This is a genomic window from Pseudonocardia sp. SID8383, assembly GCF_009864975.1.
GTDB classification, from domain to species: domain Bacteria; phylum Actinomycetota; class Actinomycetes; order Mycobacteriales; family Pseudonocardiaceae; genus Pseudonocardia; species Pseudonocardia alni.
In genome coordinates this window covers 1-1,992 of sequence record NZ_WWFY01000663.1, presented here as the reverse complement: position 1 = coordinate 1,992, position 1,992 = coordinate 1, and the positions used below count along the sequence as shown (strand labels likewise).

Sequence of the window (1,992 nt, the reverse complement as noted above, 5' to 3'; positions counted from 1 at the left end):
CCCGCCGGTGCCGCCCGCCCCGCCCGGGGGCGACGCATTGGCGCCGCAGGGCAACCCGGCCGCGTCGCAGCAGCCGCCGGCCGTCCCGCCGGTGCCGCCGGAGCGCAAGGACGACGGCGGCGTCCCGCCGGTGCCCCCGGCGAACTGACCCCGATCACGACGAACGGGCCCCGGCTTCCGCCGGGGCCCGTTCCCGTCGCGTGACAGGTCGTGCGACCGAGCCGGCGGGGCCGGTCAGTCGTCGAGGCCGGACAGCTCCGAGATGACGTGCGGGACGAGCGGGGTCAGCGTCGCCATGCCGTCGCGGACGGCGGCGCGGGACGCCGCCAGGTTGACCACCAGCGTGCTGCCCGAGACGCCGACGACCCCACGGGACACCCCGGCGTCGACCGCACCGGCGGCGAGGCCGGAGGCGCGGATGGCCTCGGCGATCCCCGGCACCGGCCGGTCGAGGACACCGGTGGTGGCGTCCGGGGTGACGTCACGGGGCGACACGCCCGTGCCGCCGACGGTCACCACCAGGTCGACGCCGCCGATCACGGCGGTGTTCAGCGCGCTGCGGATGGCCACCACGTCGCCGGGGGCCGAGACCACGCCGTCGACGAGGAAGTGGGCCTCCTCCAGCAGCTCGGTGACCAGCGGCCCGGTGCCGTCGGACCGCTCACCCGCACTGACCCGGTCGTCGACGATCACCACGAGGGCACGGCCGATCTGCGGACCCGACATCTCCATGGCGGTCACCCTAGCGTCGGCCGGGACGCGGCACGGGGGAGGCCGTGCCGGTGCGGGGAGGGGGGACCGGCACCGACACGGCGCTCCGGGCGTATTCGGTGGGGCACCACCGAATACGGGGACACCCCATCACGCCGGTTCTTCACCCGTCAACGACGTGCGGTGCGTGCCACCCACCCGGCCCCGTCCGGTCGGACGGCCTGCACCCGGGCAGGCCCTCACTGCTCGCCCAGTGTCACCTCGACGGTGCGGGTCGCCCCGCCGGCGTCGACGACCTCCAGCTGGACGACGCTGCCCGGCGGCTGCGACCGCACCGCGGCCTGCAGATCGGTGCCGGTGGTGATCCGCTGGTCGCCGAGCCGGGCGACGATCTCCTGCAGGCGCAGTCCGGCCTTCGCGGCCGCGCCGTCCGGGGTGACCTCCTGGATCACCGCGCCGCGCAGCTGCGGGTCGTTGCCGACGGTCACGCCGAGCACGGCGTGCGTGGCCTTGCCGCCGCCGCGCAGCTGGTCGGCGATCCGGCGGGCCTGGTTGATCGGGATGGAGAAGCCGACGCCGATCGAGCCGCCGCCCGGCCCGGCCGTCGCGATGGCGGAGTTGATGCCGACGACCCGGCCGTCGGAGTCCACCAGCGGGCCCCCGGAGTTGCCGGGGTTGATCGCGGCGTCGGTCTGGATCGCGTTCAGCACGGTGTCGCTCGCCCCGGGCGCGCCCGACTCGGCGGGGATGCCGACGGCCCGGTCGACGGCCGAGACGATCCCGGTGGTGACCGACCCGCCGAGCCCGAGCGGCGACCCGAACGCGGTGACCTGCTGACCGACCCGGACGCGGTCGGAGTCGCCGAGCTCGACCGCGCTCAGGCCCGGCAGGTCCGTGCGCACGAGCGCGATGTCGGACTGCGGGTCCTGCCCGACGATCGTCCCGATGGCGGTCCGGCCGTCCTGCAGGACCACGCGCAGCGTGCCGCCCTGGGCCGCCGGGGCGACGACGTGGTTGTTGGTGAGGATCAGACCGTCGTTGCCGACGATCATGCCGGAGCCCTCGCCGCGGTCACCGACGTTGCCCGCGCCGCCGTCGACGCGGATCTGCACGACGGCGGGCAGTACCTTCTCGGCGACGGCCTCGACCGAGCCGGACGGCGCCGTGCCTCCCGACCCGCCTGCGAGGCGCGCGCCGATCAGGCCGCCGAGGGCACCCGCGACCAGCGCGACGAGCAGCCCGGCCGCGAGCAGGACGACACCCCGGCGGCCGCGGCCGGGC

2 protein-coding genes are annotated in these 1,992 nt (G+C 76.4%); both read right to left on the bottom strand.

The genetic code is table 11. The features are described 5' to 3' along the window. Window positions 1-234: 234 nt before the first annotated feature. Entirely contained in the window at window positions 235-732 is a 498-nt protein-coding gene (locus GTW08_RS16290) for a MogA/MoaB family molybdenum cofactor biosynthesis protein (protein ID WP_073577788.1), read from the bottom strand. A 218-nt stretch (window positions 733-950) separates the two neighbouring features. After that, window positions 951-1,992 (bottom strand): S1C family serine protease (locus GTW08_RS16285; RefSeq protein ID WP_161152170.1); only part of this gene is annotated, 1,042 nt, incomplete at its 5' end.

Excerpts from the sequence above, each read along its gene's own strand:
- GTW08_RS16290 (WP_073577788.1), bottom strand. The coding sequence starts at position 732 with ATGGAGATGTCGGGTCCGCAGATCGGCCGTGCCCTCGTGGTGATCGTC.